Here is a 23,954-nt window from a genome sequence, read left to right on the forward strand (position 1 = left end):
GCGGTGCTCCGCTGGGGGGCTCCCCACCCCCCGCCGGCGGGGGGGGGGCGGGCGCGCCCGGGCGGGGGGCGCGGGGGGGGCGCCCCCCGGCCCCCCCCCCCCCCCCCCCGCGGGGCGGAGTGCTACGCGGTGCTCAACCTGTACCCGTACAACTCCGGGCACCTCATGGTGCTGCCGTACCGGCACGTGTCGGGCTACGTCGACCTCACGGCGTCGGAGACCGCCGAGCTGGCCACGATGACGCAGACGGCGATCCGCACGCTCACCGCGGTCTACGCGCCGGCCGGGTACAACATCGGCATGAACCAGGGCGAGGTCGCCGGCGCCGGCATCGCGGCGCACCTCCACCAGCACGTCGTGCCGCGCTGGCTCGGCGACGCGAACTTCCTGCCCGTCGTCGGGCAGACCAAGGCCCTCCCGGAGCTGCTGGCGGACACGCGCGCCCGGCTCGCCGCGGCCTGGCCCCGTCCCGACGCCGAGCACGACGGAGGGCGCTGATGCTCGGCGGCCTACGAGCGACGATGCAGCGGCTGTTCACCCCGCCCGCGCGGCTGCTCCTGAGGCTCGGGGTGTCGCCGGACGCCGTGACGATCGCCGGCACGCTGGTCGTCGTGGCCCTCGCGCTCACGCTGCTGCCCACCGGGCACGTGCTGCTCGGCGGCGTCCTCATCGGCCTGTTCGCGCTCGCGGACTCGATGGACGGCGTCATGGCCCGCCTGTCGGGCCGCACCGGGCCGTGGGGGGCGTTCCTCGACTCGACCCTCGACCGGATCTCCGACGGCGCCGTCTTCGCGGGCATCACGCTGTGGTTCCTGCTCCACCCGGACCTGCCGTACGCGACCTGGGGCATCGTGGCGTCGCTCGCGTGCCTCGTGCTCGGCTCGGTGGTGCCGTACGCCCGCGCCCGGGCCGAGAGCGTCGGTGCGACCGCGGCCGTCGGCATCGCCGAGCGCACCGACCGGCTCGTCGTGGCGCTCGCGGCCGTGGCCTTCACCCAGGTGGGGCTGCCGCTGATCGTGACCGTGGTCGCGCTGACGCTCCTCGCCGTCGCCAGCCTCGTCACCGTGGTGCAGCGCGTGGCGACCGTGCGGCGGCAGCTCGCCCCGGCGGGGCCGGTCCCGCACGCCCCCACCGACCGTCCCGACCCGGAGGCCTGATGCGGTTCGACGTCGCCCGCCTGTACACGTTCGCCTGGCGCCACGCGCCGAAGATCCCCGAGCCCGTCCTGCGCGCGGCGTTCACCGCCGTCGCGGACCTCACCTGGCTGCGTCGCACCGAGGGGGTGCGGCGGCTCGAGGCGAACTACGCGCGCGTGCGCCCCGACCTCGACGGTCCAGAGCTGCGCCGCCTCACCCGGGCGGGCATGCGCTCGTACATGCGGTACTTCCGCGAGGCGTTCACCCTGCAGGGGGCCACCGCCGAACAGGTCACCGCCCGCGTGCGCGTGGACGGCTACGAGAACCTCGCCGGCCCGGTCGCCGACGGGCAGGGCGTGTCGCTCGCGCTGGCCCACCTGGGCAACTGGGACCTCGCCGGCGCGTACGCGACGCCGCACATCGCGCCCGTGCTCACGGTCGCGGAGCGGCTCAAGCCCGAGGAGCTCTTCGTCGAGTTCGTCGAGTTCCGCCGCTCGATCGGCATCGAGGTGCTGCCGCTCGGCGACCACGACGTCTTCCGCAACCTCGTGCGCGGCGCGGTGCGGGGCGGGTCCATCATCCCGCTGCTCGCCGACCGCGACCTCACGTCGTCCGGCGTCGAGGTCGACCTCTGCGGGCACCGCGCCCGCGTGGCCGCCGGCCCCGCCGCGCTGGCGCTCGCGGCCAAGGTCCCGCTCGTCCCGGTGGGGATCACCTACGAGCGGCTCACGGGGGAGCGCCGCCGCGCCGCCGGCACGGCCTGGGGCATCGTGATCCGGTTCTACCCGCCGGTCCCGGTGCCCGACGACTCCGGGCTGCACCGCAAGGAGCGCGTGGCGCGCATGACGCAGGGCTGGGTGGACGCCGTCGCCGTCACCCTGCAGGAGTCCACGCAGGACTGGCACATGCTCCAGCGCGTCTTCGTCGACGACCTCGACGCCGAGCGGTACGCCCGCACCCGGGCCGAGGCGGGCGAGGCATGAGCGCGCCCGCCGACCTCGCCGCCGCGACGCCGTCGCGCCCGCTGCGCGTCGGGATCGTGTGCCCGTACTCGTTCGACGCGCCGGGCGGCGTGCAGTTCCACGTGCGCGACCTCGCCGGCGCGCTGCAGGACGCCGGGCACCACGTCTCCGTGCTCGCGCCGGCCGACGACGACACCCCGGTGCCCGACGTCGTCACGTCCGCGGGCCGCGCGGTGCCGGTGCGCTACAACGGCTCGGTGGCGCGCCTGACGTTCGGCCCCCGCACCGCGGCCCGGGTGCGGCGCTGGCTGGAGGCGGGGCGCTTCGACGTCGTGCACGTGCACGAGCCGATGGTGCCCAGCCTGTCCATGCTCGCCCTGTGGTCCGCCGAGGGGCCCGTGGTGGCCACCTTCCACACGTCCCAGACGAGGTCGCGGGCGCTGCAGGTCGCGTACCCGCTGCTGCGTCAGTCGCTGGAGAAGATCGCGGCGCGGATCGCGGTCTCCGAGGACGCGCGCCGCACCCTCGTCGACCACGTGGGCGGCGACGCCGTCGTCATCCCCAACGGCGTCTACGTGGACACCTTCGCGGCCGCCGCGCCGTCCGACCGGTGGCGCGGCACTCCCGAGGGACCGACGATCGCCTTCCTCGGCCGGCTCGACGAGCCGCGCAAGGGACTCCAGGTGCTCGCCGCGGCCGCGCCGCGGGTGCTCGAGGAGGTCCCGGGGGCGCGTTTCCTCGTGGCCGGCAAGGGCGACGACGGCCGGGACGCGGCCCTCGAGGCCCTCGGCCCGCACGCCGGGTCGTTCGAGTTCCTCGGCGGCGTGAGCGACGAGGACAAGGCGTCGCTGCTCGCGTCGGCGGACCTGTACGTGGCGCCGCAGACGGGCGGCGAGAGCTTCGGCATCGTGCTGGTCGAGGCCATGAGCGCCGGCGCGGGCGTCGTCGCCAGCGACCTCGGGGCGTTCCGACGGGTGCTCGACGACGGCGCCGCGGGGCGCCTCTTCCGGACCGGTGAGCCCGACGACCTGGCGCGCGCGATCCTCGCGGCCCTGGCGGACCCCGCGGGCACCGGCGAACGGCGCGAGCGCGCCACGGCGTTCGTGCGCCGGTTCGACTGGTCCGCGGTGACCGCGCAGGTGCTCGCGGTCTACGAGATGGCGCTCGCCGCGGGGGAGGCGCTGGGCTCCCCGGTGGCCCCGTCGCGCACGGAGAGCGCCGTCGGCTGGCTGCGCACCCGGCGGGCCGGGGGAGGTGAGGGCGCATGACCTGGTCCGAGCTCGCGCTCCTCGTCCTGGTCGTCGCGGCCGTCGCGGTCTGGCTCGCCTGGATCTCGGCGTCGCGCCTCGACCGGCTGCACCGCAAGGTCGTCGCGTCGCGCATCGCCCTGCAGGCCCAGCTCGCGCGCCGCGCGGGCGCGGCCGTCGACCTGGCCTCCTCGGGGCTGCTCGACCCGGCGGGGGCCGTGCTCGTCGCGGACGCGGCGTTCGCCGCCCTGGAGGACGACACCGGGCCCGCGCCGACGGCCGGCGCCGTGCTCGCTCTCGAGGGGATGGGGCCCGACCGGGAGCGCGCCGAGAGCGAGCTGTCCGCGACGCTGCGCTCCGCGCTCGGCGACGACGAGGCGCTGGCGGAGCTGCGCCGGGCGCCCGGTGGCGACGAGCTCGTCGGGCAGCTCTCGGCGGCCTGGTACCGCGCCCAGCTGGCCCGCCGGTTCCACAACGAGGCCGTCGCGCAGGCGCGACGGGTGCGACGCACCTGGTACGTGCGCCTGCTGCGCCTCTCGGGGCACGCGGCGCTGCCGCGCATGGTCGAGCTGGACGACCAGATGCCGGAGGGGCTCTCCGGGGCCTGACGCGCGGAACTAGGATGGAGGGTGCGTGACAGCGGTCACGCGTCCCACTGCGACACGAGCGAGGTTGCGTTGAGCGAGACCATCGGCAGCGACGGCCGGATCCCCGCGGGCGAGGTGGGCACCGCCCGCGTCAAGCGCGGCATGGCCGAGATGCTCAAGGGCGGCGTCATCATGGACGTCGTCACGCCCGAGCAGGCGAAGATCGCCGAGGACGCCGGCGCCGTCGCCGTCATGGCCCTGGAGCGGGTGCCCGCCGACATCCGCTCGCAGGGCGGCGTCGCCCGCATGAGCGACCCCGACATGATCGACGGCATCATCGACGCCGTCTCGATCCCCGTGATGGCGAAGGCGCGCATCGGGCACTTCGTCGAGGCGCAGGTGCTGCAGTCCCTGGGCGTCGACTACATCGACGAGTCGGAGGTGCTCACCCCCGCCGACTACGCCAACCACATCGACAAGTGGCAGTTCACCGTGCCGTTCGTGTGCGGCGCCACCAACCTCGGCGAGGCGCTGCGCCGCATCACCGAGGGCGCGGCGATGATCCGCTCCAAGGGCGAGGCCGGCACGGGCGACGTCTCCAACGCGACCACGCACATGCGCCAGATCCGTGCGCAGATCCGCCGGCTGACCTCGCTGCCCGAGGACGAGCTGTTCGTCGCCGCCAAGGAGCTGCAGGCCCCCTACGAGCTCGTCGCCGAGGTGGCGCGCGCCGGCAAGCTGCCGGTCGTGCTGTTCACCGCGGGCGGCATCGCCACCCCGGCGGACGCCGCGATGATGATGCAGCTCGGCGCCGAGGGCGTGTTCGTCGGCTCCGGCATCTTCAAGTCGGGCGACCCGGTCGCGCGCGCCAAGGCGATCGTCCAGGCGACCACCTTCCACGACGACCCGGACGTCGTCGCCAAGGTCTCCCGCGGGCTGGGAGAGGCCATGGTCGGCATCAACGTCGAGGCCGAGCCGGCGCCGGTGCGCCTGGCCGAGCGCGGCTGGTAGCACCAGCTCTGACCGCGACCAGGGGGTCCCGCCGACATCGCGTCCGCGGGACCCCTGGTCGCGCTCGACTAGTGTCGGGGCGTGCTGCTCCCTGAACCTTCGGTGCCGGGTGCGGACCTGCCCGTCCGGGCGGTCCTTCCTGCCACGGTCGACGCGGTGCGGTCGAGCGGCGCCGCGGTGCTGGTCGCGCCGCCCGGGTCGGGGAAGACCTCGTTGCTGCCCCTGGCCCTGGCCGACGCGCTCGGCGGCACGATCGTCGTCGCCGAGCCGCGCCGGATGGCCACCCGTGCCGCGGCGACCCGGCTGGCGGCGCTGGTCGACGAGCCGCTCGGACGGCGGGTCGGCTACGCGATGCGCGGTGAGCGCAGCGGAGGCAAGGACCTCCGCGTCGAGGTGGTGACGACGGGGCTCCTCGTGCGCCGGCTGCAGCAGGACCCGGAGCTGCCGGGCGTCACGGCGATCGTGATCGACGAGTGCCACGAGCGGCACCTGGACGCCGACCTGCTGCTCGCGCTCCTCGTCGACGTCCGGGCGAACCTCCGGGACGACCTGGCCGTCGTCGCGACCTCGGCCACGGCGGACACGGTGAGCCTGAGCCACGCGCTCGGCGCGGGCGCTCCCGCACCCGTGATCACGGCGACCGCAGCGCTGTTCGACGTGGCGACCGAGTGGGCGCCCCCGCCGTTGCCCACGCCCCTGCTTCCCGGCGGTCGGGTCGACCCGCGCCTGCTGGACCACGTCGCGGCCGTCGTCCGGCGCGCCCTGGCCGAGAACGACGGCGACGTCCTCGTGTTCGTCCCGGGCGAGGCCGAGATCGACGGCATGGTCCGCCGGTTGGCCGACCTCCACGTCCTGCCGCTGTTCGGCCGCCAGTCCAGGGCCGAGCAGGAGCGGGCCCTGGTGCCGTCCGCCGTGCGTCGGATCGTGGTGACGACGTCGGTGGCGGAGAGCTCGCTGACGGTGCCCGGGGTCAGGGTCGTCGTCGATGCGGGGCTCGCCCGGGAACCGCGGACCGACCAGTCGCGGGGTCTCGGGACGCTGGTCACCTGCCGGGTCTCGAGGTCGTCGGCCGACCAGCGGGCGGGTCGCGCCGGGCGGGAAGGGCCGGGCCGGGTCTACCGGTGCTGGTCCGCCACCGACCACGCGCGTCTCGACGATCATGCGGCGCCGGAGATCGCGGTCGCCGACCTGGCGGCGTTCGCCCTCGACCTCGCGGCCTGGGGCGCGCCCGCGGGGGCCGGCCTGACGCTGCTCGAGGCGCCGCCCGCGCCCGCGATGACGGCGGCCACCGCGCTGCTGCGCCGCATCGACGCCGTGGACGACGACGGCAGGATCACCGGGCGGGGCCGGCGGATGCGGGCGATCGGGGCGCATCCCCGCCTCGCCCGTGCGTTGCTGGACGGGGCCCCGCGGGTCGGCGCCGACCGGGCGCGGGAGATCGTCGCGATGCTCTCGGACGACTCGGGCCGCGCTCTCGGCGACGACCTGCCGGCACGCCTGCGGGCCCTCCGCCGCGGTGACGACCGCGGGGCGACGGCCCGCTGGCGGGAGGAGTCGGCGCGCCTCGGCCGGGGCGCGCCGACGGGCCACGCGTCGGACGGGCGGGCCGGTCGGGGGACGCCCGGGGTGCCGGACGATCTCGCGGTGGGCATCGTGGCGGGGCTGGCATACCCGGACCGGATCGCGCGGGCCCGGGCGACCGACTCGACGACGTACCAGATGTCCGGCGGTACGGGTGCCGCGCTGGATCCGCGGTCGCCGTGGCGGGGCACCGCCTGGCTGGCGATCGCGGTCGCCGACCGGGCACCCGGCCGCGCCGACGCCAGGATCCGGTCCGCGGCGCCGATCGACGAGCAGACCGCGCGAGACGTCGCCGGCGATCTCGTCTCGACCACCGACCGGATCCGCTGGGACGACGGCCGGATCGTGACGCGGCGGGTCGAGGCGCTCGGCGCGATCGTGCTGGGCGACGTCCCGCTGACCGACCCCGACCGCTTGCTCGTCCAGGCGGCGGTGCGCGACGGCATCCGGGGCAGCGGCCTGTCCGTCCTGCGCTGGTCGGAGACCGCGCTCGCCCTGCGGCAGCGGCTCGCGTTCTGCCACGCCCACCTCAAAGGCCCGTGGCCCGCGGTCGACGACGAGGCGCTGCTCGCCGATCTCGACGCGTGGCTGGGGACGGAGCTCGCCTCGGTGCGAGGCTCGCGCGACCTCGCCCGCATCGACGTGGCCTCGGCGCTCCGTCGACTCCTGCCGTGGCCCGCGGCAGCCCGGTTCGACGAGCTGGCGCCGGAACGGCTCCAGGTACCGTCGGGCTCCGCGGTCCGGCTCGCGTACGACGGTGCCGAGCCGCCGGTCCTCGCGGTGAAGCTGCAGGAGGTCTTCGGCTGGACCGCGGCCCCGGCCGTCGCGGACGGCCGCGTCCCGGTCGTCCTGCACCTGCTGTCCCCCGCCGGACGACCGGTCGCGATCACCAGCGATCTCGCGTCCTTCTGGAGACAGGGCTATCCCGGGGTCCGGGCCGACCTGCGAGGACGCTACCCTCGCCACCCGTGGCCGGAGGACCCTCTGTCGGCCCTCCCGACCAGGCGAGCGAAGCCTCGGCGGTGAGCGGGGACGCCTGGTCTCGTGGCGACGTTCCGTGGCTACCATGGGCGCCATGGATGCCCGTTCCCCGTCAGCCGTGGACCACGGTGCCGACGTCGAGTCCGAGCTGCTGCCGACGCGCCTGGCGGAGCGGGGCTGGTGACGCCCGCCCTCGGCGACGACTGGGCCGTCGGGCCGGACGGGCTGCGGCAGCGGCGCGCCGCGCGCGTGATCGTGCTCGACCACGCGGACCGGGTGCTCCTGGTCCGCGGGCACGACGCCGACCAGCCGGAACGCTCGTGGTGGTTCACCGTCGGCGGCGGCATCGACGCCGGTGAGAGCGAGGTCGACGCCGCCCTGCGCGAGCTGCGCGAGGAGGCCGGGCTCGCGCTCGCGCCGCACGACCTCGTGGGCCCGGTGCTGACCCGCGACGCGTACTTCCACTTCTTCGCGGAGACGTGCCGGCAGCAGGAGGTCTTCTTCCTGGCGCGCGTCGACGGCGGCCACCGGCCCACCGACGACGGGTGGACCGCGGAGGAGCGCGACGTCCTCGACGAGATGCGCTGGCTGACCACGGCCGAGCTGCGCGCCGAGACGCGCGAGGTCTTCCCGACCAGCCTGCCGGACGTCGTCGAGGACCTGGCCCGGGGGTGGGACGGCAGCGTCCGCCACCTCGGCGTCCAGCACGACGACGAGCCGTCCGACCCCGAGGAGCTGGGTACCCGCACGCCCTGACCCTCCCGACGTCCCCGGCCGCCCGTCCCCGGCCGCCGACGCGCGCCCCGGGCAGCAGTTGGCTACCGTCGTCTCATCGGGTCCGCACGCCGAGGTGCGGACAGAGCGGCAGGGGGACGTCGACGTGAACCGACTGACGAAGGCTGCGATCGCGGTAGGAGGGGCCGCCGTCCTGCTCGTCGGCGGCGCCCAGACGATCGCCTACTGGACGGCACAGGGCACGGCCACCGGGTCTGACGTCACCGCCGGCACGCTCACGATGTCGGACGGGGCGTGCGGTGACTGGACCCTCGACGGCGGCGGCTCGGTCGCGGCGGGCATCGTGCCGGGCGACACGGTCACCACCACCTGCACGCTGGCGGTGGGAGGCACCGGCGACCACCTGGCGCTGGGCGAGATCACCGTCTCGTCGCCGACCTGGGCGGCGGAGAACGCGCTCACCGGCGCGCTCGACCTCAGCCTCACCTCGGCGACCCTGGGCGGCGAGACCCTGGAGCTCCCGCTGACCGCCCCGGTGCCGGTGGGTGAGACCGACTCGCTCGTCGTCAACCTCGAGGCGGCGTTCGACACGGCCGCCGGGAACGACACGCAGGCGCTGACCGCCGCGCTCGAGGACGTCACGGTCCAGGTCACGCAGGCGCACGTCGTCCCCGCCCCCTGAGCACGCCGTGGCTGCTGCGGCGCCGCCGGGCCCGCCCCGTGCCGTGTGGCGCATGGCGGGGCGCGTCCTCGCGTGCGTCGTCCTGCTGGTCGCGGGCGGGGCCCTGCTGCTCGTCGTCGTGGTCCCGCGCCTGGCCGGCGCCACACCGTACGGCGTGGCGACCGGGTCGATGCGCCCCGCGTTCGACGTCGGCACGCTCGTGGTGGTGCGCCCGGTCGACGTGGACGAGATCACGACCGGACAGGTGGTCACCTACCAGCTGCGCTCCGGGGATCCCACGGTCGTGACGCACCGGGTGGTCGGCCTCGGCACCACCGTCGACGGGGAGCGGACGCTGCTGACCCGGGGCGACGCGAACGAGGTCGCCGACCCGGAGCCCGTGCAGGCCGTGCAGGTGCGCGGCGCGCTCTGGTACGCCGTCCCGCAGCTGGGCCGTCTCATGGGTCTCGGGACGCCTGAGCAGCGCCGGTTCCTCACGACCGGGGTCGCGGTGCTCCTCCTGGCATACGCGTCGTGGCTCGTCGCGGGCGAGGTCCGGGAGCGCCGGGGGCGCCGGTCGCCCGGCGCGGGAGAGCCTGAGTCGCCCCCCGCCCCGGCGTCGGGCACGGGGCGGAGCGCCGCGCCCGAGGGGCTCGCGACCTGGTGGCCGGCGGCGCCGCCCGCCGCGGGCGGTGCCCGGAAGGACGGCCGCCGATGAGGGGCGGCGGGCGCCGGGTCGCCACGTGCGGGGCCGCGCTCGTCGTCGGGGTCCTGCTGGCGCCGGCTGCGGCCGCGGGAGCGCAGGGCGGCGTCGAGCCGGGAGGCGTGGCGCTGAGCGTGGACGGCCGCCGCTGGACGACCGACCTCGAGGCGGCGCTCTTCGGCTCCGCGCCCTGGACGCCGGGCGAGACGCGCCGGGCCGTGCTGCTCGTGCGCAACGACGGACCCGGACCGGCCGGCAGCCGCGTCGCCGTCTCGGTCGGGGAGGGGGTGACCGGCCGCGGGGCCTCCGCCCTCGCGGACGCGGTGCGGGTCCGGGTGCGTCCGGAGGGGGGTCGGTGGTCCGACGGCGCGGGGTCCGCTCCGGTGCTCCTGGCCGAGTCGGAGGTGCTGCCCGTCACGGTGGAGGCCTCGCTCGACGGCGCGGCGGGGAACGAGACGCGGGGCGAGACCGCGCCCGTCGACGTGCTCGTGACGTTGGCGGGCGACGGGCCGCCGGGAACCGCGGACACCGGAGGCGAGCAGGACGGCGGGCGCGTCCCGGCCGACGACGTCCGCGACGGCCCGGGCGCGCTGGCGCGCACCGGTGGACAGCCGCTGCCGGCTCTGCTCGCGGCGGTGGTCGCCGTCGCGGCGGGCGTGCTGCTGCGCCGTGGCCGCGCACGAGGGGGCGGCCACCGTGGCTGAGCCGGCGCGGCCCGGCGCGACCGTGCGCCGCGTCGCCGTCCTCGTGGTCGCGGCGATGGTGTGCGTGCTCGCCGGGGGCGGGATCGCCTGGGCCTGGTGGCGCGGGTCGGGCACCGCCACGGCGCCGACGACGCCGATCTCTGCGGGCACGGTGGACGTGCAGGTCGCGAACCTCGGCAACGGCCTCGTGGGCCGCGGGGGCACGGTGAGCCTCCCCGCTCTCACGCTTCCCGGCGCGGTGCCGGGATCCGGCGCGTCCGAGGTCGTCACGGTGCGCAACGGCGGCTCCCGCTCCGCCACGGTGACCGCGACGACCTCGCGGACCGGGACGCTCGGCACAGCGTTCACGACGAGCGCGTCGTTCGGGGCGGCGGACACGGGGACCGGCTGCGGCGGGGGGTCCGGTGGCACCGCGACGGTCCCCGCGGGCGGGACCGTGGCGCTGTGCGTAGCGGTGGCGGTCTCGGCCACGGCCCCCTCCACCACGCAGGGCCAGAGCGGCGGCGTGTCCGTGGCGCTGGCGGCGACGATCCCGGGCACCTCGTGGACCGACACGGGCACGGTGACCAGCGCCGCGGTCTCCGCCGCGACGGTCTCCGCCCCGACGAACCTGACGTGCGGCCTGCTGGGGATCGGGTCGGTGACGTTCAACTGGACGGCGGCGGCGGGCGCCACCCGCTACACCTTCGGCTACGGTCCGGGCGGGAGCACGCAGGCGCAGGTGGCCGCGGGGACGACGACCTACCAGGTCACTGCGGCCGCGACCAACGCGACGGCTCGGGTCCGCGCGGACCGCGTCTACCCGGGCGGCACGACCTGGAGCTCGGCGTGGTCCGGCACGCGGCGGTACTCGATCACGCTCGGCCTGCTGGGCACCTGCTCCTGAGCACGCTGCGGGCTTCGCCGACGGTCGCCCTACACTGCCCCGGTGACCACGACGATCGGAGTCCTCGCCCTGCAGGGCGACGTCCGCGAGCACGCGGCCGCGCTCGAGCAGGCGGGGGCGCGCGCCGTGGGCGTGCGCCGCCCGTCCGAGCTGGACGCGGTCGAGGGGCTCGTCCTGCCCGGCGGCGAGTCGACGACGATCGACAAGCTGCTGCGGCTGTTCGAGCTCGCCGACCCGCTGCGGCGGCTGATCGGCGAGGGGCTGCCCGTGTTCGGCTCGTGCGCGGGGATGATCCTGCTCGCGGACCGCATCGAGGGCGGCACCGCCGACCAGCGAACGCTGGGCGGGATGGACGTCGTCGTGCGGCGCAACGCGTTCGGCCGCCAGGTGGACTCGTTCGAGGCGGACCTGCAGGTCGCGGGCGTCTCCGACGCGCCGGGCGGGCGTCCGGTGCGCACCGCCTTCATCCGCGCTCCGTGGGTCGAGGAGGCGGGGCCGGACGTCGAGGTGCTCGCCCGCATACCGGACCGCTGGGCGGACGGCTCCGCGGTGGGGCCCGCCGCCGGTAAGATCGTCGCAGCACGTCAGGGACGGCTGCTCGCCACCGCGTTCCACCCGGAGATCACGGGGGACGCGCGCGTGCACGGGTTGTTCGTCCGGCTCGTCCAAGCATCGCGAAGGAGTTAGGGAGCGCATGTCAGGTCACTCCAAGTGGGCCACGACCAAGCACAAGAAGGCGGCGATCGACGCCAAGCGCGGCAAGCTTTTCGCGAAGCTGATCAAGAACATCGAGGTCGCCGCGCGCACGGGCGGCGGCGACCCGGCCGGTAACCCCACGCTGTTCGACGCCATCCAGAAGGCGAAGAAGTCGTCGGTCCCCAACGACAACATCGACCGCGCGCTCAAGCGCGGCTCCGGCGAGGGCGCCGACGCCGTCGACTACCAGACGATCATGTACGAGGGTTACGGCGCGAACGGCATCGCCGTCCTCGTCGAGTGCCTCACGGACAACAAGAACCGCGCCGCCTCCGAGGTGCGCCTCGCGTTCTCCCGCAACGGCGGCAACCTGGCCGACCCGGGCTCCGTGTCCTACCTGTTCTCCCGCAAGGGCCTCGTCGTGGTGCCGAAGGCGGAGGGCGTCACGGAGGACGACGTCATGCTCGCCGCGCTCGACGCGGGCGCCGAGGAGGTCAGCGACGAGGGCGACGTCATCGAGGTCCTCTCGGAGGCCACCGACCTCGTCGCCGTGCGCACGGCGATCCAGGAGGCCGGCATCGAGTACGACTCGGCCGACTCCATCTGGCACCCCTCCATGGAGGTCGAGGTCGACGTGGAGGGCGCGCGCAAGATCCTGCGCCTCATCGACGCGCTCGAGGACAGCGACGACGTGCAGAACGTCTACGCGAACTTCGACGCCTCCGACGAGGTCATGGCGGCCCTCGACGAGGAGTGACGGCTCCCGGCGCGGGTCGGCCGTCCGCGGCCGCCCGCGTGAGAGGGTGACGACGTGCGCGTGCTGGGGGTGGACCCGGGTCTGACCCGGTGCGGGGTCGGCGTCGTCGACTCGTTGCCGGGCCGGAGGGCCCGGATGGTCGACGTCGGGGTCGTGCGCAGCGAGCCCGAGCTGAGCGTCGACCTCCGGCTGCTGCGCGTCGCCGAGGGGCTCGAGGAGTGGCTCGAGCGCACGGTGCCGGACGTCGTCGCCGTGGAGCGCGTCTTCGCCCAGAACAACCGCGGCACCGTGATGGGCACCGCTCAGGTCGCCGGCCTCGCGATGGTCGCGGCGGCCCGGCGCGGCGTCCCGGTCGCGATGCACACGCCGAGCGAGGTGAAGGCCGCCGTCACCGGGTCCGGCCGCGCCGACAAGGAGCAGGTGCAGCGCATGATCGCGCGCATCCTCGGGCTCGACGAGCTGCCGCGGCCGGCCGACGCAGCCGACGCCCTCGCGCTCGCCGTCACCCACCTGTGGCGACCGTCCGGAGCGCTCCAGGGCGGCGAGCGGAACGAGCTCACCCCGGCCCAGCGCGCCTGGGCCGCTGCCGAGCGCACCGCGCGCACCGGCTCGCACCGCGGCGCACCCTCCCGAGCCCGGCGCTGAGCGGGACCCGGGCCACCCGGTCGCCGTCGTGCGGCTCGTCGAGTGTCGCCCGCCCCGGCGTCGGCACCGGTTGTTACAGTGACGCCTCGTACGGGTGTTCGACGGCCACGTCGACGGCCTCTTCGACGGAAGGACCACGGTGATCGCCTCCCTGACCGGCACGGTCACGCACGTGACGCTGGAGCGGGCCGTGCTCGACGTCGGCGGGGTCGGGTACCTCGTGCACGCCACCCCCGGCACCCTCGCCGGCCTGCGGGTGGGGGAGCGGGCCCAGCTCCACACCACGCTGGTCGTCCGTGAGGACTCGATGACGGTGTTCGGCTTCGCGGAGGCGGACGAGCGGGAGGTCTTCGAGACCGCCCAGTCCGTGTCCGGCGTCGGACCCCGGATCGCTCTCGCCATGCTCGCCGTGCTCACCCCCGACGCCCTGCGCCGCGCCGTCGCGTCCGAAGACCTCGCGGCGCTGCGCCGTGTTCCCGGGGTCGGCCCCAAGAGCGCCCAGCGCCTGGTGCTCGAGCTGTCCGGCAAGCTGGGCGCCCCGACGTCCGCCGCCGGCGCCGTCGTGCCCGACGCGCCGCCCGTCGCCGCGGGAGACCCGGCGCGCGACCAGGTGGTCGAGGCGCTCGTGGGCCTGGGCTGGGCCGCCAAGGTCGCCCAGGACACCGTCGACCGGGTCCTCGCGGACGCGGGCGACGACAACCCGGCCGACAGCCCGATCGACGTCGCGGCCACGCTGCGCGCGGCGCTGCGTTCCCTGGGCGGCCGCCGTGGCTGAGGCGGACGCGGAGTACGGCGGGGAGCGGCTCGTCACCTCCTCGGCCGACGACGTCGAGCGCGCGGCCGAGGCGGCGCTGCGACCGAAGAAGCTGGACGAGTTCGTCGGGCAGCGGGTGGTGCGCGACCAGCTCTCCCTGGTGCTCCAGGCGGCGCTGGCGCGGGACGCGTCTCCCGACCACTTGCTCCTGTCCGGACCTCCCGGGCTCGGCAAGACGACGCTGGCGATGATCATCGCCGCCGAGCTCGGCACCTCGCTGCGGGTCACGAGCGGCCCGGCGATCCAGCACGCGGGCGACCTGGCGGCGGTGCTCTCCTCGCTCGAGGAGGGCGAGGTCCTCTTCATCGACGAGATCCACCGGCTGGCCCGCCCGGCCGAGGAGCTGCTGTACGTCGCGATGGAGGACTTCCGCGTCGACGTCGTCGTCGGCAAGGGGGCGGGCGCGAGCGCGATCCCGCTGGCGCTGCCGCCGTTCACCGTCGTCGGCGCGACGACGAGGTCGGGCCTGCTGCCCGCCCCGCTGCGCGACCGCTTCGGGTTCACCGGGCACCTCGACTTCTACGACGCCGCCGAGCTGGAGCGCGTCATCACCCGGTCCGCCGGCCTGCTCGGCGTCGACATCCAGCACGCCGCAGCGCACGAGATCGCGGGCCGGTCGCGCGGCACCCCCCGCATCGCCAACCGCCTGCTGCGCCGCGTGCGCGACTGGGCCCAGGTGCGCGGGGACGGCAGCCTCGACCTCCGGGCGGCCCGGGCGGCGCTGGAGGTCTACGAGGTCGACCCGATCGGCCTGGACCGGCTGGACCGTGCCGTGCTCGACGCCGTCTGCCGCCGGTTCGCCGGCGGTCCCGTGGGACTGGGCACGCTCGCGATGACCGTGGGGGAGGAGCCGGACACCGTGGAGACGGTGGCCGAGCCGTATCTCGTCCGCGAGGGGCTCCTGGGCCGCACGCCGCGCGGCCGGGTCGCGACGCAGGCCGCCTGGGAGCACCTCGGGCTCGAGCCGCCGCCCGGCGCGTGGGGCGCGCCGCTCGGGGGGACCTTGTTCGACGGGTCCGCCGGGTCCGCCGGGTCCGACGCGTCCGACAGGGACGCCGGGCCGCCCCAGTAGACTGGGAGCGCCCCCGGCCGCCGACGGCCCAGGGCCGGAACTCGACGGGTGCCGTGCTCGTTGGGGCCGTGTGCGCAGGACACTGCGCCGGCGTGCCGACCGGTGCGCCCCCGACGCCCGGCAGTCGGTCGACGACCGTCGGGCAGCGACAGACAAGGACGCTCCGTGGAACTCATCATCCTCTTCGTGGTCCTCGCCGGCCTCATGTTCTTCATGAGCCAGCGGACGCGCAAGCAGCAGAAGCAGCAGGCCGAGTTCCGGTCGCAGCTCGAGCCGGGTCAGGAGGTCATGACCGGTTCGGGCCTGTTCGGCACGGTCGTGGAGATCGACGAGGCGACCGACACCGTCACCATCGAGACCGGCCCCGGCGGCGCGCAGACCCGCTGGCTGCGCGCGGCCATCGCCAAGCGCGTGGACACGCCGGTCGAGGAGCCCGTGGCCGAGGCCGACGAGACCGACGTCACAACCGACTCCTCCGCGACCGGTACGATCACCTCCGGCGACGGTCACATCGACGTCCCCGACGACCTGTCGAGCCTGGACACCGCGCAGCGGGAGTACCGGGAGCAGCAGCGTCGTGACGAGGGCGAGCCCGGCACCACCAAGTGACAGCATCGAAGTGACAGCACCAGCGACATGGGACGGCGGGCGCTCGCGCCCGTCGGCCTGACGACGCGCCGGTCGGGGCGATCCCGGCCGGCGCCATCACGCGTCGGCCCTGCGGCGGCGCGCAGACGGGAAGAGACAGAAGTTGGCGAACTCACGCACGAAGCGGTCGCGTCCGGTACGCACCCTCGTGGTCTTCACGATCCTGACGATCGTCCTGCCGTTCCTCGCCCTCGGCGCCGGCGTCTTCTGGGACGCCAAGTCCGACTCCAACCCGGACGGCGCGAGCTGGGCCCCGGGGCTGGCGCTCGACCTGCAGGGCGGCACGCAGCTGATCCTGAAGGCGGACACCACCGACGGGTCGCAGGTGACGTCGGCGACGATCGACGAGTCGATCAACGTCATCCGTCAGCGCATCGACTCCTCGGGCGTGTCCGAGGCGGAGATCACCGCGCAGGGCTCCCAGAACATCGTCGTCGGCATCCCCGGCGAGGTGTCGCAGGAGACCATCGACCTCATCTCGCAGCCGGCGCAGATGCGCTTCCGCCCGGTGCTGACGTACGCCGCGGGCACGCCGACCCCCGAGCCGTCCGCCTCGCCCAGCGCCGACGCCGGCGACGCGGCGCAGGACGACGCGGCCAAGGACGACGCCGCCAAGGAGGACGCGACCGCCGAGGACGGCGCCGCCGACGCGCCGAGCGGCAAGGGCGCGGGTGCGCCGCTGGCCGTCCCGACGGACGTCGACCCGTCGGCCACGCCGACCGCCACCGCGACGTCGGGCGACGGCGCCGACCCGTCGCCTACGGCGACCGAGGGGACGGACGAGGGCGCCACGGACGAGGCTGCCGCGACCGACCCGAGCGACCTGGCGCAGATCACGCCGGAGATCCAGAAGCAGTTCGAGGAGCTCGACTGCACAGACCCCGCCAACCTCAAGGGCGGCGGCGGGGACGACCCGGACAGGCCGCTGGTGACGTGCGGCGAGCAGGACGGGCTGAAGTACATCCTCGGCCCGATGGAGGTCGACGGCGTGCACATCTCGTCGGCGAGCTCCGGCCTGGTCCCCGGCGCGAACGGCACCACCACCAACGAGTGGGGCGTCTTCCTCAACTTCGACTCCGTGGGCACGAAGGAGTTCCGCGAGACCACGACCCGTCTGCAGGGCCTCGAGGCGCCGCGCAACCAGTTCGCCATCGTCCTGGACGGGCTCGTCGTCTCGGCGCCGTCCCTGTCCCCGGGCACGATCATCTCCAACGGCCAGGCGACGATCTCCGGGTCGTTCACGCGCGACTCCGCGGCCACGCTGGCCAACCAGCTCAGCTTCGGTGCTCTGCCGGTGCAGTACACGGTCGAGAGCCAGGAGGTCATCTCCGCGACCCTCGGCTCCGAGCAGCTGCGCAACGGCCTGATCGCCGGCCTCATCGGCCTCGCGCTCGTCGTCGTGTACTCGCTGCTGCAGTACCGCACGCTCGGCCTGCTGACGGTCGCGTCGCTGGTGGTCGCGGGCGTGATCACCTACGTGTCGATCGCTCTGCTCTCCTGGGGGATGGGCTATCGGCTCTCGCTCGCGGGCGTCGCCGGCCTGATCGTCGCCATCGGCTTCACGGCGGACTCGTTCATCGTGTACTTCGAACGGATCCGCGACGAGCTGCGCGACGGGCGGACCCTCGCCTACGCGGTCGAGCGCGGCTGGGCCCGCGCCCGGCGCACGGTGCTCGCCGCCAAGGCCGTCAACCTGATCTCCGCGATCATCCTGTACTTCCTCGCCGTGGGCGGCGTGCAGGGCTTCGCGTTCACCCTGGGTCTGACGACGATCATCGACGTCGCCGTCGTGTTCTGGTTCACGCACCCGATGATGGAGGTCCTCACCAAGATCCCGTTCTTCCGGGACGGCCACCTCTGGTCGGGCCTGTCGCCCGAGCGCCTGCGCGCGAGCTCCGGCCCGCGGTACGCGGGCGCCGGCCGGGTGCGGATGCCGCAGCCCGCCGTGGCCGGCGCCGCCGAGGGCCCGGACGCCGGCGCCGAGGCGCCGGGCGAGCGCGTGGTCGCCGAGCCCGTGCACAGCGGTGCACGGCAGGCCCCCGCCGCCCCCGTCACCGACGCCTCCGGGCGCAGGCTGACGATCGCCGAGCGGCGCGCGGCCGAGCGTCGGGCGGCCGCCGAGGAGGCGGACCCGCAACCGGACGCGGGACCGGACGACGGATCGCCCTCGGCGACCGGTGAGAACCACTCCGGCACGAACGAGGAGAGCCGCTGATGGCCGGCATGCACTTCGCCCAGTGGGGCAACGACCTCTACACGGGCCGCCGCTCCTACCCGATCGTGCAGCGCCGCAAGCGCTGGTTCACGGTGGCGGGAATCCTCGCGATCGCCTCGATCGCGATCATCCTGATCAAGGGGCTCACCCTCGGCATCGACTTCCGCGGCGGCACGGAGTTCACGGTCAACGACGTGACCTCCACCGAGCAGCAGCTGGCGATCGACGCCGTGCACGAGGTGCTCCCGAACGAGGAGCCCCGCGTCGCGATCGTGGGCGGCTCGGCGGTGCGCGTGCAGACCGAGACGGTCACGCCGGAGCAGGAGGCCGCCCTGGTCACGGGCCTCGCCACCGCGTACGACGTCGACGAGTCCGCGGTGACGACGTCCTTCGTCGGCCCGACCTGGGGCGCGGGCGTCTCGATGCGGGCCCTGTGGGGCACCGTGGTGTTCGTGGTGGCCGCGGCGCTGTTCATGGCCGTGTACTTCCGCGCCTGGCGGATGTCCGTGGCGGCGATCGTCGCGATGCTCGCGGACCTGCTCATCTCGGCCGGGGTCTACGCCGCCATCGGCTGGGAGGTCACGCCGTCGACGATCATCGGCTTCCTCACCATCCTCGGCTTCTCGCTCTACGACAAGATGGTCGTGTTCGACAAGGTCCGCGAGAACACGGCGGACGTGCTCACGCAGACCCGCAGCACGTACGCGGAGCGCGCCAACCTCGCCGTGAACCAGACCCTCGTGCGCTCGATCAACACGTCGGTCGTGGCGCTCCTGCCGGTGGCGAGCATCCTCTTCGTCGGCGCGTTCCTGCTGGGCGCGGGCACGCTCCGCGACCTGTCGCTGTCGCTGTTCGTCGGTATCGCCGTCGGCGCGGCGTCGTCGCTCTTCCTCGCGACGCCGCTCGACGTGGCCCTGCGTGAGCGCGAGCCGAAGATCGCCGCGCACACCAAGACGGTCCTGGCGGAGCGCGCCGGCCTGGTCGCCGAGGGCGGGCACGACGCCGAGGTCGCGGCGTTCACGACCGGTTCCGCGCAGCTGATCCCGGGCCAGCACCAGGGCAACCGCGCCCAGCCGCGCCGCAAGCGCGGACACTGAGCCGGGGGCCACGCGATGGATGACAGCTCAGGCTTCGACGCGCCCGGCGGCGGGCGCCCCGGCGACCGTCCGGACGACATCGTCCTGGACGGGCTGCGGGGGCTCGGCGCCGAGCGGGCGGCGGAGGTGCGCGCGCTGATCCGCGACGTGCCGGACTACCCGCACCCGCCCGTCGTGTTCCGCGACATCACCCCGCTGCTCGCGGACGGCCCGGCGCTGGCGGACGTCGTGGAGGCGTTCGCCCGCCTCGTGGACGCGGACGGCGGCGTGGACGTCGTCGCGGGCATGGAGGCGCGGGGCTTCCTCCTGGGGGCGCCGCTCGCCACTCGCCTGGGGGTGGGGTTCCTCCCCCTGCGCAAGGCGGGCAAGCTGCCGCCGCCGGTGGAGCGGGTGGACTACGACCTCGAGTACGGCTCGGCCGCGATCGAGCTGCGCACGGGAACACTCGAGGCGGGGGCGCGTGTTCTCCTGGTCGACGACGTGCTCGCGACCGGCGGCACGGCGCGCGCGGCGGCCGAGCTCGTGGAACGGTCGGGCGGTCAGGTGGTCGCCCTGGCGTTCCTGCTCGAGCTCGCCGGCCTGGGCGGACGCGACAGGCTGACCGGACGGACGGTCGAGGCTCTGCTCCGCGTGGAGTCGTAGACTTGCCGTCCCGGCCGGCGGCGACCCCGCGGTGGTTGCGGAAGGAGGCGCAGATGAGCGACGAGACGAAGGTCGTGCGCGCCGCCAACGCGCCTCAGGGATCGACCGGGCAGGGCGCCGTCCCGGGCCGCGGTTCGGGGTCCGGGCGGAGCGTGCGCAACCGGCTCGTCCGGCTGGGGGTGCGGGGCGCGCCGCCCACGACGCCGGCGCTGGAGCCGGTGCTCCAGGCCGTGCGCACCAACCACCCGAAGTCCGACCTCTCGGTGCTCGAGCGCGCCTACGCGACTGCCGAGCGGTGTCACCGGGGCCAGGAGCGCAAGTCCGGCGATCCGTACATCACCCACCCGGTCGCCGTGGCGACCATCCTCGCCGAGCTCGGCTTCGACGGCGCGACCCTGGCGGCCGCGCTGCTGCACGACACGGTCGAGGACACGGACTACGGGCTCGACGAGCTGACCCGCGAGTACGGCGAGGAGATCGCCATGCTCGTCGACGGCGTCACCAAGCTGGACAAGGTGAAGTACGGCGACGCCGCCCAGGCGGAGACCGTGCGCAAGATGGTCGTCGCGATGGCCAAGGACATCCGCGTGCTGGTCATCAAGCTCGCGGACCGGCTGCACAACGCCCGCACGTGGAAGTACGTCTCCGGCTCGTCGGCGCAGCGCAAGGCGCGCGAGACGCTCGAGATCTACGCCCCGCTGGCGCACCGGCTGGGCATGAACACCATCAAGTGGGAGCTGGAGGACCTGTCCTTCCAGACCCTCTACCCCAAGGTGTACGACGAGATCGTGCACCTGGTGGCGGAGCGCGCGCCCGCCCGCGAGGAGTACCTGTCGGTGGTGCGGGAGCAGATCTCCGCCGACCTGCGCAGCGCGAAGATCAAGGCGACGGTCACCGGCCGCCCGAAGCACTACTACTCGATCTACCAGAAGATGATCGTGCGCGGGCACGACTTCGCGGAGATCTACGACCTCGTCGGCACGCGCGTCCTCGTGGACACGGTGCGGGACTGCTACGCGGTGCTCGGCGCGCTCCACGCGCGCTGGAACCCGGTCCCGGGCCGGTTCAAGGACTACATCGCGATGCCGAAGTTCAACATGTACCAGTCGCTGCACACGACGGTCGTGGGTCCGGGCGGCAAGCCCGTCGAGATCCAGATCCGCACGCACGACATGCACCGTCGTGCGGAGTACGGCGTCGCCGCGCACTGGAAGTACAAGCAGATGGCTCCGGCGGGCAAGACGACGTCGGACGACCCGCGCGCCAACGACATGGCGTGGCTGCGCCAGCTCGTGGACTGGCAGCGCGAGACCGCCGACCCGAGCGAGTTCCTCGACTCGCTGCGCTACGAGATCGGCGGCGCGGAGGTGTACGTCTTCACGCCGAAGGGCGAGGTGATGGCGCTGCCCGCCGGGGCGACGCCGGTCGACTTCGCGTACTCGGTGCACACCGAGGTGGGCCACCGCACCATGGGGGCCCGCGTCAACGGACGCCTCGTGCCGCTGGACTCGACGCTGCAGAACGGCGACACGGTCGACATCCTCACCTCCAAGGCGGAGTCCGCGGGCCCCTCGCGCGACTGGCTCGCCTTCGTGAAGTCGGCGCGTGCCCGCAACAAGATCCGCCAGTGGTTCACCAAGGAGCGGCGCGAGGAGGCGATCGAGCAGGGCAAGGACGCCATCACCAAGGCGATGCGCAAGCAGAACCTGCCGATCCAGCGCCTGCTCAGCCACGAGGCGCTGGTCGGGCTGGCGAACGACATGCGCTACGCCGACGTCTCCGCGCTCTACGCGGCGGTGGGCGAGGGGCACGCGTCCGCGCCGCACGTCGTCGACCTGCTGGTCAAGTCGCTGGGCGGCGAGGAGGGCACCGAGGAGGACGCCGCGGAGGCCGCGGCCCCTGGCCGCCCGTCGCGTCGCGGTCGCACCGGCGACCCCGGCGTCGTCGTCAAGGGCGTGGACGACATCTGGGTGAAGCTCGCCAAGTGCTGCACCCCGGTGCCCGGCGACTCGATCGTCGGCTTCGTGACCCGCGGCGCGGGCGTCAGCGTGCACCGCGCGGACTGCGCCAACGCCGAGCAGCTGGCCAAGGCGCAGCCCGAGCGCATGGTGGACGTGTCCTGGACCACGGGCGCCAACACGATGTTCCTGGTGCAGATCCAGGTCGAGGCGCTCGACCGCTCGCGGCTGCTGTCCGACGTCACGAAGGTGCTGTCGGACTACCACGTCAACATCCTGTCGGCGTCGGTCTCGACGTCGTCCGACCGGATCGCCCTGTCGAAGTTCGTCTTCGAGATGGCGGAGCCGGGCCACCTGCAGCAGGTGCTCACCGCGGTGCGCAAGGTGGACGGCGTCTTCGACGTCTACCGCATCACCGGGACGAGGGCCGCCGACGTGCACCAGGAGTCGGCGGGAGTCTGAGGTCCCGTTCGCTCTCGACGGCGGCCGTCTCCGGGAGCGCCGCGAGGAACGCCGCGCCGAAACCCCTGTCGACCGCCTGCCGCGCGCGCACGTGCTCGACGGCGGACGTGGACGAGCCGTTCCGGTCGCCTTGCTAGCGTGACGGGGCGCCGACCGGCGTCCCGCCGCACGTCAGGGAGGAACACCTCGTGCCGAGCCTGGGCTCGCCCCGCGCCCGCCGCTTCGTCACCCGGTTCAACGCCGGGGTGCTCGCCTGGCGCGGCTCGCCCCGGTGGGGCGGGGCGCTGCGCCGCACCCTCACGATCGTGCGGTACACGGGGCGTCGGTCGGGGCGCGAGTTCGCGATCCCGGTCGGGTTCCGACGCCGGGGGGACGAGGTCGTCATCGGGGTCGGGATGCCGGACGCCAAGAGCTGGTGGCGCAACTTCCTGGGCGAGGGTGCTCCCTTGACGGTCGAGCTCGACGGCGCGGAGCGTGGAGGGCACGCGGTCGCGCACCGGGACGACGCCGGCAGGGTGACGGTCCGGGTGCGGCTCGAGGCGACCGGGCTCCGGCGAGCGGAGGTGCCGGGACACCTCCCGGAGTAGGTTCGCCAGCATGACGCTGCCGCTCGAACCGCCGGTGCTGCCCATGCTCGCGAAGTCGGTGCCGGACGTGCCGGACCAGCCCGCGGACGACGACGTCTGGGTGTACGAGCCGAAGTGGGACGGGTTCCGTGCCCTGGTGTTCCGCGACGGTGACGACGTGCGGATCGACTCCCGCAACGGTCGGCCGATGCAGCGCTACTTCCCGGACGTGGTGGACGCTGCGCTCGACGCGCTGCCGGAGCGCTGCGTCGTCGACGGCGAGATCGTGGTCGCGCGCCCGGGGGACGGCGCGGCCCGGACGGCGCACCTGGACTTCGACGCCCTGGGCCAACGGATCCACCCCGCCGAGTCGCGGGTGCGGCTCCTCGCGTCGGAGACGCCGGCCAGCCTCGTCGTCTTCGACGTCCTCGCCCTCGGCGACGACGACCTGTCCGGGAGGCCGCTGCGCGAACGGCTCGAGGCGCTCGACGGGCTGGCGCTCGACGGGCCGCAGGTGCACGCCACGCCCCGCACGCAGGACGCCGGCGTCGCGCGCGACTGGTTCGAGGCGTTCGAGGGCGCGGGCCTCGACGGTGTGGTCGCGAAGCGGCTCGACGACCCGTACCAGCCGAACAAGCGGGCGCTGCTGAAGATCAAGCACGCCCGCACGGCCGACGTGGTCCTCGCCGGCTACCGGCTGCACAAGACGTCGACGCCCGAGAAGCCGCTCATCGGCTCGCTCCTGCTGGGCCTGTACGCACAGGAGGACGACCCCGACAGCCTGCAGTTCGTCGGAGTCTCCGCGTCGTTCCCCGCCGCGCGCCGTGCGGCCCTGCACGCCGAGCTCGCACCGCTCGTCGTGGAACCTGGGACCGAGGACGCCGCCGCGCACCCGTGGGCGGACTGGCAGGACCCGGCGGTCGCGGACGGCAGCGCGGGCGAGAGGCGCCCGGGAGCGCAGTCGCGCTGGAGCGCCGGCAAGGACCTCTCCTTCACTCCGCTGCGCGTGGAGCGGGTGCTGGAGGTCGGCTACGACCACATGGAGGGCGCGCGTTTCCGGCACACCGCGCAGTTCAAGCGGTGGCGCCCCGACCGCGAGCCGTCGTCGTGCACCTACGACCAGCTCGAGGAACCGGTCGGCTACGACCTCGCGAGCCTCCTGCCCGGGGCGCCGGGCACCGCCTGAGC

Annotated in this window: 24 protein-coding genes; all 24 read left to right on the forward strand. The window is 74.7% G+C overall.

Annotation, left to right across the window (positions count from 1 at the left end):
- Positions 1 to 498 (forward strand): HIT family protein (locus ACFQ8T_RS04785; protein ID WP_430545408.1); only part of this gene is annotated, 498 nt, incomplete at its 5' end.
- Positions 498 to 1,157, forward strand: coding sequence for a phosphatidylinositol phosphate synthase (pgsA, locus tag ACFQ8T_RS04790; RefSeq protein WP_430545409.1), 660 nt, complete (start codon positions 498 to 500; stop codon positions 1,155 to 1,157). The genes ACFQ8T_RS04785 and pgsA, both read left to right, overlap by 1 nt.
- On the forward strand, positions 1,157 to 2,119 hold the full coding sequence (locus ACFQ8T_RS04795; RefSeq protein ID WP_430545410.1) for a phosphatidylinositol mannoside acyltransferase: 963 nt from the start codon (positions 1,157 to 1,159) through the stop codon (positions 2,117 to 2,119). The genes pgsA and ACFQ8T_RS04795 overlap by 1 nt, the downstream gene beginning before the upstream one ends.
- 41 nt (positions 2,120 to 2,160) lie before the next feature.
- A complete protein-coding gene (locus ACFQ8T_RS04800; protein ID WP_430545612.1) occupies positions 2,161 to 3,366 on the forward strand; it encodes a glycosyltransferase family 4 protein in 1,206 nt (401 codons plus the stop codon).
- Positions 3,363 to 3,953, forward strand: a complete 591-nt coding sequence (locus ACFQ8T_RS04805) for a hypothetical protein (protein ID WP_430545411.1) — start codon at positions 3,363 to 3,365, stop codon at positions 3,951 to 3,953. Before ACFQ8T_RS04800 ends, ACFQ8T_RS04805 begins: the two co-directional genes overlap by 4 nt.
- A gap of 69 nt (positions 3,954 to 4,022) precedes the next feature.
- On the forward strand, positions 4,023 to 4,943 hold the full coding sequence (pdxS, locus tag ACFQ8T_RS04810) for a pyridoxal 5'-phosphate synthase lyase subunit PdxS (protein ID WP_430545412.1): 921 nt from the start codon (positions 4,023 to 4,025) through the stop codon (positions 4,941 to 4,943).
- Between the two features lie 81 nt (positions 4,944 to 5,024).
- A complete protein-coding gene (hrpB, locus tag ACFQ8T_RS04815; RefSeq protein WP_430545413.1) occupies positions 5,025 to 7,550 on the forward strand; it encodes an ATP-dependent helicase HrpB in 2,526 nt (841 codons plus the stop codon).
- A 135-nt stretch (positions 7,551 to 7,685) separates the two neighbouring features.
- The gene (locus ACFQ8T_RS04820; RefSeq protein WP_430545414.1) at positions 7,686 to 8,261 is read left to right on the forward strand and encodes an NUDIX hydrolase; all 576 of its coding nucleotides are present in this window, start codon (positions 7,686 to 7,688) and stop codon (positions 8,259 to 8,261) included.
- A 124-nt stretch (positions 8,262 to 8,385) separates the two neighbouring features.
- Positions 8,386 to 8,922, forward strand: a complete 537-nt coding sequence (locus ACFQ8T_RS04825) for an alternate-type signal peptide domain-containing protein (RefSeq protein ID WP_430545415.1) — start codon at positions 8,386 to 8,388, stop codon at positions 8,920 to 8,922.
- Between the two features lie 52 nt (positions 8,923 to 8,974).
- Positions 8,975 to 9,619, forward strand: a complete 645-nt coding sequence (locus ACFQ8T_RS04830) for a signal peptidase I (protein ID WP_430545416.1) — start codon at positions 8,975 to 8,977, stop codon at positions 9,617 to 9,619.
- Positions 9,616 to 10,308, forward strand: a complete 693-nt coding sequence (locus tag ACFQ8T_RS04835; protein ID WP_430545417.1) for a hypothetical protein — start codon at positions 9,616 to 9,618, stop codon at positions 10,306 to 10,308. Before ACFQ8T_RS04830 ends, ACFQ8T_RS04835 begins: the two co-directional genes overlap by 4 nt.
- Positions 10,301 to 11,194: a hypothetical protein gene (locus ACFQ8T_RS04840; RefSeq protein ID WP_430545418.1), complete on the forward strand. Its 894-nt coding sequence runs from the start codon at positions 10,301 to 10,303 to the stop codon at positions 11,192 to 11,194. Before ACFQ8T_RS04835 ends, ACFQ8T_RS04840 begins: the two co-directional genes overlap by 8 nt.
- A 42-nt stretch (positions 11,195 to 11,236) precedes the next feature.
- Positions 11,237 to 11,881, forward strand: a complete 645-nt coding sequence (pdxT, locus tag ACFQ8T_RS04845) for a pyridoxal 5'-phosphate synthase glutaminase subunit PdxT (protein WP_430545419.1) — start codon at positions 11,237 to 11,239, stop codon at positions 11,879 to 11,881.
- Positions 11,882 to 11,888: 7 nt separating this feature from the next.
- Positions 11,889 to 12,647 carry a YebC/PmpR family DNA-binding transcriptional regulator gene (locus ACFQ8T_RS04850; protein ID WP_430545420.1) on the forward strand — a complete coding sequence of 253 codons (759 nt, stop codon included), beginning with the start codon at positions 11,889 to 11,891 and terminating at the stop codon, positions 12,645 to 12,647.
- A 54-nt stretch (positions 12,648 to 12,701) separates the two neighbouring features.
- Positions 12,702 to 13,292: a crossover junction endodeoxyribonuclease RuvC gene (gene ruvC / locus ACFQ8T_RS04855; RefSeq protein WP_429729494.1), complete on the forward strand. Its 591-nt coding sequence runs from the start codon at positions 12,702 to 12,704 to the stop codon at positions 13,290 to 13,292.
- Between the two features lie 139 nt (positions 13,293 to 13,431).
- Positions 13,432 to 14,067 (forward strand): Holliday junction branch migration protein RuvA, encoded by a 636-nt coding sequence (gene ruvA / locus ACFQ8T_RS04860; RefSeq protein WP_430545421.1) that lies wholly within the window; start codon positions 13,432 to 13,434, stop codon positions 14,065 to 14,067.
- On the forward strand, positions 14,060 to 15,178 hold the full coding sequence (gene ruvB, locus ACFQ8T_RS04865; protein ID WP_430545422.1) for a Holliday junction branch migration DNA helicase RuvB: 1,119 nt from the start codon (positions 14,060 to 14,062) through the stop codon (positions 15,176 to 15,178). Before ruvA ends, ruvB begins: the two co-directional genes overlap by 8 nt.
- 165 nt (positions 15,179 to 15,343) lie before the next feature.
- Positions 15,344 to 15,787, forward strand: coding sequence for a preprotein translocase subunit YajC (yajC, locus tag ACFQ8T_RS04870; protein WP_430545423.1), 444 nt, complete (start codon positions 15,344 to 15,346; stop codon positions 15,785 to 15,787).
- Positions 15,788 to 15,974: 187 nt separating this feature from the next.
- The gene (gene secD, locus ACFQ8T_RS04875) at positions 15,975 to 18,041 is read left to right on the forward strand and encodes a protein translocase subunit SecD (protein WP_430545424.1); all 2,067 of its coding nucleotides are present in this window, start codon (positions 15,975 to 15,977) and stop codon (positions 18,039 to 18,041) included.
- Positions 18,041 to 19,138 carry a protein translocase subunit SecF gene (gene secF, locus ACFQ8T_RS04880; protein ID WP_430545425.1) on the forward strand — a complete coding sequence of 366 codons (1,098 nt, stop codon included), beginning with the start codon at positions 18,041 to 18,043 and terminating at the stop codon, positions 19,136 to 19,138. The genes secD and secF overlap by 1 nt, the downstream gene beginning before the upstream one ends.
- 15 nt (positions 19,139 to 19,153) lie before the next feature.
- Positions 19,154 to 19,780, forward strand: a complete 627-nt coding sequence (locus tag ACFQ8T_RS04885; protein WP_430545426.1) for an adenine phosphoribosyltransferase — start codon at positions 19,154 to 19,156, stop codon at positions 19,778 to 19,780.
- Between the two features lie 53 nt (positions 19,781 to 19,833).
- A complete protein-coding gene (locus ACFQ8T_RS04890; protein ID WP_430545427.1) occupies positions 19,834 to 22,200 on the forward strand; it encodes a RelA/SpoT family protein in 2,367 nt (788 codons plus the stop codon).
- Positions 22,201 to 22,388: 188 nt separating this feature from the next.
- Entirely contained in the window at positions 22,389 to 22,787 is a 399-nt protein-coding gene (locus ACFQ8T_RS04895) for a hypothetical protein (protein WP_430545428.1), read from the forward strand.
- A gap of 10 nt (positions 22,788 to 22,797) precedes the next feature.
- Positions 22,798 to 23,952, forward strand: coding sequence for an ATP-dependent DNA ligase (locus ACFQ8T_RS04900; protein ID WP_430545429.1), 1,155 nt, complete (start codon positions 22,798 to 22,800; stop codon positions 23,950 to 23,952).
- The last annotated feature ends 2 nt before the right edge of the window (positions 23,953 to 23,954 follow it).

Source organism: Isoptericola sp. NPDC056618 (assembly GCF_042792715.1).
Lineage (GTDB): Bacteria > Actinomycetota > Actinomycetes > Actinomycetales > Cellulomonadaceae > Isoptericola > Isoptericola nanjingensis.

What these genes read in the sequence shown, in the direction of transcription:
- pgsA (WP_430545409.1), top strand. Translation starts at nt 498, where the DNA reads ATGCTCGGCGGCCTACGAGCGACGATGCAGCGGCTGTTCACCCCGCCC.
- ACFQ8T_RS04795 (WP_430545410.1), top strand. Translation starts at nt 1,157, where the DNA reads ATGCGGTTCGACGTCGCCCGCCTGTACACGTTCGCCTGGCGCCACGCG.
- ACFQ8T_RS04805 (WP_430545411.1), top strand. Translation starts at nt 3,363, where the DNA reads ATGACCTGGTCCGAGCTCGCGCTCCTCGTCCTGGTCGTCGCGGCCGTC.
- ACFQ8T_RS04830 (WP_430545416.1), top strand. Translation starts at nt 8,975, where the DNA reads ATGGCGGGGCGCGTCCTCGCGTGCGTCGTCCTGCTGGTCGCGGGCGGG.
- ACFQ8T_RS04835 (WP_430545417.1), top strand. Translation starts at nt 9,616, where the DNA reads ATGAGGGGCGGCGGGCGCCGGGTCGCCACGTGCGGGGCCGCGCTCGTC.
- ACFQ8T_RS04850 (WP_430545420.1), top strand. Translation starts at nt 11,889, where the DNA reads ATGTCAGGTCACTCCAAGTGGGCCACGACCAAGCACAAGAAGGCGGCG.
- secF (WP_430545425.1), top strand. Translation starts at nt 18,041, where the DNA reads ATGGCCGGCATGCACTTCGCCCAGTGGGGCAACGACCTCTACACGGGC.
- ACFQ8T_RS04885 (WP_430545426.1), top strand. Translation starts at nt 19,154, where the DNA reads ATGGATGACAGCTCAGGCTTCGACGCGCCCGGCGGCGGGCGCCCCGGC.
- ACFQ8T_RS04890 (WP_430545427.1), top strand. Translation starts at nt 19,834, where the DNA reads ATGAGCGACGAGACGAAGGTCGTGCGCGCCGCCAACGCGCCTCAGGGA.
- ACFQ8T_RS04900 (WP_430545429.1), top strand. Translation starts at nt 22,798, where the DNA reads ATGACGCTGCCGCTCGAACCGCCGGTGCTGCCCATGCTCGCGAAGTCG.